This window comes from Streptomyces sp. 13-12-16 (genome assembly GCF_002114215.1).
GTDB lineage: Bacteria > Actinomycetota > Actinomycetes > Streptomycetales > Streptomycetaceae > Streptomyces.
The window spans coordinates 1-5,757 of record NZ_NCTE01000324.1; the positions used below are offsets into that span (position 1 = coordinate 1).

Genomic DNA, 5,757 nt, shown 5'->3' on the forward strand with positions numbered 1-5,757 from the left:
CCCTGCCCGCGCGGGCCGCCGAGGCGCGCCGGGCCGACGGCACGCTCACCCGGATCGCCTCACGCGCCGCCACCGCCACCGCGCTCGGCGACGGGCTCACCGCGCTGATCTCCGGACTGACCGTCGCGGCCGCCGCCCTCGTCGGCGTCCAGGCCGTGGCCGACGGCCGGCTGGACGGTGTGGCCCTCGCCGTCGTCGTCCTCACCCCGATGGCCGCGTTCGAGGCCGTCCTCGGGATGCCGCTCGCCGTGCAGTACCGGCAGCGGGTGCGCCGCAGCGCCGAGCGCGTGTACGAGGTCCTGGACGCCCCGGCCCCCGTACGGGAGCCGCAGGCGCCCCGGCAGGCGCCCGCGTCGCCGTTCCCGCTCGTGATCAAGGGGTTGGCCGTCCGGCACCCCGGACAGGACCGGGACGCGCTCGCCGGGGTGGACCTGACGCTGGAACGGGGCCGCCGGGTCGCGGTGGTCGGCCCGTCCGGCTCCGGGAAGACGACCCTCGCGCAGGCGCTGCTGCGGTTCCTGGACCCGGACGCGGGCGCCTACACCCTGGCCGGGGTGGACGCGTACGCCCTGGACGGCGACGACGTGCGGCGGCTGGTCGGACTGTGCGCGCAGGACGCGCACCTCTTCAACAGCTCGGTGCGGGAGAACCTGCTGCTCGCCAGGAAGGACGCGACCGAGGACGACCTGCGCGACGCTCTTCGCCGGGCCCGGCTGCTGGAGTGGGCCGACGGCCTGCCCGACGGGCTCGACACGCTCGTCGGCGAGCACGGGGCGCGGCTGTCCGGCGGGCAGCGGCAGCGGCTGGCGCTCGCCCGGGCGCTGCTCGCGGACTTCCCCGTGCTGGTGCTGGACGAACCCGCCGAACACCTCGACCTGCCGACCGCCGACGCGCTCACCGCCGACCTGCTGGCCGCCACCGAGGGCCGTACGACGCTGCTCATCACCCACCGGCTGGCCGGTCTGGAGGCGGTGGACGAGGTGGTCGTGCTGGACGAGGGACGGGTGGTGCAACGCGGTCCGTACGCCGAACTGGTCGCCGCGGCCGGTCCGTTGCGGGCGATGGCGCGCAGGGAGGAGCAGGCGGGACTCCTGGTGGCGGCACACTAGCCCGGTGGGCGCCTTCCGCGTGACGGCACGTCAAGCGTGGGGGAACAGACGGCTGTTCGGCGGTATCACTGGTCCGTACGGGGCTGGTGGTCCCCCATGTGTACGACGTGAACAGGACCGTGCGCCGGGGCGGGGGCCAGGATCGCAGTCATGCGCTTCACCCGCCGCCATCCGCTGCTCACCACCGTGCTGCTGTGCGCGCTCGCCGTGCTCGCCGCCCGGCCCGCCGACGGCGGCCACACCCCCGGACACGGCTCCGCGTCCGGCGTCAGCGCGGAAGTGGCGCGGCTGTACGAGGAAGCGGCGGCGGCGACGGAGCGGTACGAGGCCGGTCGGCGTGAGGCCGAGAGGCAGCGGGCCGAGGGGCAGCGGCTGGAGGAGCGGCTCGACCGGGAGCGGCGGGAGATGGCCGTGCTGCACGAGGACCTGGGCCGGATCGCGAGCTCCCAGTACCGGGACGGCGGCGGGCTGCCGCTCACCGCGCACATGCTGCTCGCCGACGATCCCGAGGAGCTGATGCGTGGTCAGCGGGTGGTGCGGCAGGCGGAGGTGTCGCTCGACAAGGCGATCGGCAGGAGCGAACGGGCCGAGGCCCGGCTCGCCCGCGACGAGGCGAAGGCCGCGGCGGCGTGGAAGGAGCTGGAGGAGCGGAACACGGAACTCGCCGCCCTGCGGCAGGGCATCGAGCGGAAGCTCGAAGCGGCGCGGTGGAAGCTCCAGGGCCAGGCGGACGCCTCCGTCGCGGCCGGCGCCTGCCGCGGCGCGGTCCGCCTCGACCAGCCCCGGACGCGGTTCACCACCAGCTGGGTGGCGCCGGTGGAGACGTACGAACTGTCCGCCTCCTACGGCAGCGGCGGCGCCCGGTGGGCGAACCGGCACACCGGGCAGGACTTCGCGGTGCCGATCGGCACGCCGGTGCGGGCCGTGGGCGCCGGGAAGGTGGTGAAGGTGTCCTGCGGGGGCGCCTTCGGCATCGAGATCGTGATCCGGCACGCGGGCGGCTACTACACGCAGTACGCCCATCTCGCCGCCGTCGCCGTCGACCAGGGGGAGCGGGTCGTGCCCGGACAGTGGATCGGCCAGTCCGGCACCAGCGGCAACTCCACGGGCCCGCACCTGCACTTCGAGGTGCGGGTCACGCCGGAGACGGGGTCGGCGGTGGACCCCGTGCCGTGGCTGGCGCGGTACGGGGTGTCGCTCTGAGCTACGGGTGCTCGTTCAGCAGCCGCTCGATCACCACGGCCACCCCGTCGTCGTTGTTGGCGACGGTGCGGCCCGAGGCGGCGGCGATCACGTCCGGGTGGGCGTTGCCCATCGCGTAGGAACGGCCGGCCCAGGTCAGCATCTCGACGTCGTTCGGCATGTCGCCGAAGGCGACGACCTCCTCGTGCGAGATGCCGCGCTCGGCACAGCACAGGGCGAGCGTGCTGGCCTTGGACACCTCGGGGCCGCTGATCTCCAGCAGGGCGCTGGGGCTGGAGCGGGTGACGTTGGCACGGTCGCCGACGGCGAGCCGGGCCAGGGTCAGGAAGGCGTCGGGGTCGAGCTCGGGGTGGTGGGCGAGGATCTTGAGCACCGGCTCGCCGGCGGTGTGGGAGTCCGGGGCCAGCAGCTCCTCGGCGGGAGCGAGCGTGTCCGGGACCTCCATGTGCAGCTTCGGGTACGCCGGCTCCTGGTTGAAGCCGAAGGTCTGCTCCACGGCGTACACCGTGCCCGGCGCCGCCTCGCGCAGCAGCCGTACGGCGTCCAGCGCGTTCTGCCGGGGCAGCTCGCGCACCTTCACGAAGCGGTGCGCGCCGGGGCCGCCGTGCAGGTCGACGACGGCCGCGCCGTTGCCGCAGATGGCGAGCCCGTGGCCGTGGACGTGGTCGCTGACGACGTCCATCCAGCGGGCCGGGCGGCCGGTGACGAAGAAGACCTCGATGCCCGCCTCCTCGGCGGCGGCGAGCGCGGCGACGGTGCGCGGGGACACCGACTTGTCGTCGCGCAGCAGGGTGCCGTCGAGGTCGGTGGCGATGAGCCGCGGTCGGGTGGGGGCTGCCTGGGTCTCGGGCTGTCGGGTCGCTGAGGTCACCCGGTCATTGTCCCGCATATGCCCGCACGGCCGTGCGGGACTCCGCACATCTGAGTGGTTACCGCCGTCACCAGCGGTCTCTCCCACGCCCTGGGGCAGCGGGGGTCACCGCAGCTGCGCCGGCGCCTCCATGGCGATCCGTTCGAAGACCTTCTGGTCCGCGGCGAAGTCCGAGTCGGGAATGGGCCAGTGGATCACGATCTCGGTGAAGCCCAGCTCCGCGTGGCGGCCCGCGAAGTCGACGAAGGCGTCCAGGGACTCCAGCGGACGGCCCCGGTCCGGGGTGAATCCGGTGAGCAGGATCCTGTCCAGCCCGGTCACGTCCCGGCCCAGCTCGGCGCAGGCGTCGGCCAGCTTCTCCGCCTGACCGCGAATGGCCTGAACCGACTGTTCGGGCGTGCCGTTCTCGTACAGCCGGGGATCGCCCGTGGTCACCCAGGCCTGCCCGTGGCGTGCCGCGAGCCGCAGCCCGCGCGGTCCGGTGGCCGCCACGGCGAACGGCAGCCGGGGCCGCTGCACACAGCCCGGGATGTTGCGCGCCTCGTGCGCCGCGTAGAAGTCGCCCTCGTACGACACCGAGTCCTCGGTGAGCAGCCGGTCGAGCAGCGGCACGAACTCGGCGAAGCGGTCGGCGCGCTCGCGGGGTGTCCAGGGCTCCTGGCCGAGCGCCGTGGCGTCGAAGCCGGTGCCGCCCGCGCCGATCCCGAGGGTGACGCGCCCGCCGGAGATGTCGTCGAGGGAGATGAGCTCCTTGGCGAGGGTCACCGGGTGCCGGAAGTTCGGCGAGGTCACCAGCGTGCCCAGCCGCATCCGGTCGGTCACGGCCGCGGCGGCGGTCAGGGTGGGGACGGCGCCGAACCAGGGGCCGTCCCGGAAGGTGCGCCAGGACAGGTGGTCGTAGGTGTACCCCGTGTGGAAGCCGAGCTCCTCGGCACGCACCCACGCCGAACGGCTGCCTTCGTGCCAGCGGCGGTACGGGAGGATCACGGTGCTCAGGCGCAGAGTCATACCACCGAGCCTATGCGTCGGGCCGTGTTTCACGTGAAACGATCACGCCGTCCGTGTTCCGTCTCAGTGGCTCGCGGGAAACCGCAGGTACCGGCTCGGCACGGTCCGGGTCAGCCACACGCCGTTGGCGCTCACGTGGAAGACATGGCCGTCGCGGTGCATGGCGGCCGCGTCCACGGACAGGACGACCGGGCGGCCCCGGCGGGCGCCGACCCGGGTCGCCGTCTCGCGGTCGGCGGAGAGGTGCACGTCGTGCCGGTTCATGGGCCGCAGCCCTTCGGTGCGGATCGCCTCCAGGTTCCGGGCGACGGTGCCGTGGTACAGGTACGGCGGTGGGGTGGCCGGCGCCAGTCCGAGGTCGACCTCGACGCTGTGGCCCTGGCTGGCGCGGATCCGGGTGCCCTCGACGGCGAAGCGCCGCTTGTCGTTGGTGGCGACGACGTGGTCCAGTTCCTCCCGGGTGAACCGGAAGCCGTGCGCGGACGCCGCGGCGATCAGCGCCTCGATCTCGACCCAGCCGCCCTCGTCGAGGGTCAACCCGATCCTCTCGGGCTGGTGGCGCAGATGCTTGGAGAGGTACTTCGACACCTTCACGGTGCGTCTTTCGTCCATCCGTTCAGATTGCCGGGAGAGACGCGCATCACGCGATCGATTTAGCTCCGGAGGTTTGATCCACAGCCAAGTGTGTTTATCCACAGGGGAATTGACGCTCTCTGTGGACAACTGGACTCGCGTGGACCGGTCTTACCTCGGCCATCCCTCGCACCGGCCATCCCTCGCACCGGCCATCCCTCGCACCGGCCATCCCTCGCACCGGCCATCCCTCGCACCGGCCATCCCTCACACCGGCGGCTTCACCCGCGCGATCCTCCGCAGCACCCCCGGCGCCCACCGCGACAGCGCGTACGCGGTCCGCGCCTCCGGGGTGACCGGCACCACCGCCTCGTCACGCGCCACCGCCCGCAGGATCGCGGCGGCGACCTTCTCCGGCGGGTAGTTCCGCAGCCCGTACAGGCGTGCCGCCCGCTTCCGCAGCCGCCGCTCCTCCTCGGCGTCCACGCCCGCGAAGCGCGCGGTGGAGGTGATGGGGGTGTTCACGAACCCGGGGCACACCGCCGTCACGCCGATGTCCCGGCCCGCCAACTCCGCCCGCAGGCACTCGCTCAGCATCAGCACCGCCGCCTTGGAGGTGCTGTAGGCGGGCAGCGCCCTGGACGGCTGGAACGCCGCCGCCGAGGCGACGTTGACGATGTGGCCGCCCTGTCCGCGCTCGGCCATCCGCCGCCCGAAGAGCCGGCAGCCGTGGATCACCCCCCACAGATTGACGTCGAGGACCTTCCTCCAGTCCTCCGGGGTGGTGTCGAAGAAGGAGCCGCCCAGCCCGATGCCGGCGTTGTTCACCAGGACGTCCACCACGCCGTACTCGGTGGTGACCCGCTCGGCGAGCTTCTCCATGGCCCGTTCGTCGGACACGTCCACCGTCTCCGCCCAGGCCGCCGCCGCTCCGCGACCGCGGGCCTCCCCGGCGGTACGGGCCGCGGCCTCCGCGTCCCGGTCGACCGCCAG

At 73.5% G+C, this 5,757-nt stretch carries 6 protein-coding genes; 2 read left to right on the forward strand and 4 right to left on the reverse strand.

Going from position 1 to position 5,757, the window contains the following annotated elements; all coding sequences use genetic code 11:
• Both cydC and B7767_RS13790 read left to right on the forward strand, forming a co-directional pair.
• The coding region (gene cydC, locus B7767_RS13785) for a thiol reductant ABC exporter subunit CydC (RefSeq protein ID WP_107486081.1) at positions 1-1,109 on the forward strand (1,109 nt) is incomplete at its 5' end.
• A 150-nt stretch (positions 1,110-1,259) separates the two neighbouring features.
• The gene (locus B7767_RS13790) at positions 1,260-2,312 is read left to right on the forward strand and encodes a M23 family metallopeptidase (protein WP_085572443.1); all 1,053 of its coding nucleotides are present in this window, start codon (positions 1,260-1,262) and stop codon (positions 2,310-2,312) included.
• 1 nt (position 2,313) lies between these two features.
• Here the strand turns inward: B7767_RS13790 and B7767_RS13795 are convergent, their stop codons facing one another.
• The 4 genes from B7767_RS13795 to B7767_RS13810 all read right to left on the reverse strand — a co-directional run.
• Positions 2,314-3,201 carry an HAD hydrolase family protein gene (locus tag B7767_RS13795; RefSeq protein ID WP_179167142.1) on the reverse strand — a complete coding sequence of 296 codons (888 nt, stop codon included), beginning with the start codon at positions 3,199-3,201 and terminating at the stop codon, positions 2,314-2,316.
• An 87-nt stretch (positions 3,202-3,288) separates the two neighbouring features.
• Positions 3,289-4,191, reverse strand: coding sequence for an LLM class flavin-dependent oxidoreductase (locus B7767_RS13800; protein WP_085572444.1), 903 nt, complete (start codon positions 4,189-4,191; stop codon positions 3,289-3,291).
• Positions 4,192-4,254: 63 nt separating this feature from the next.
• The gene (locus B7767_RS13805; protein ID WP_085572445.1) at positions 4,255-4,803 is read right to left on the reverse strand and encodes an RNA 2'-phosphotransferase; all 549 of its coding nucleotides are present in this window, start codon (positions 4,801-4,803) and stop codon (positions 4,255-4,257) included.
• A 228-nt stretch (positions 4,804-5,031) separates the two neighbouring features.
• Positions 5,032-5,757: SDR family NAD(P)-dependent oxidoreductase (locus B7767_RS13810; RefSeq protein WP_143652431.1), on the reverse strand; the 726-nt coding region annotated here is incomplete at its 5' end.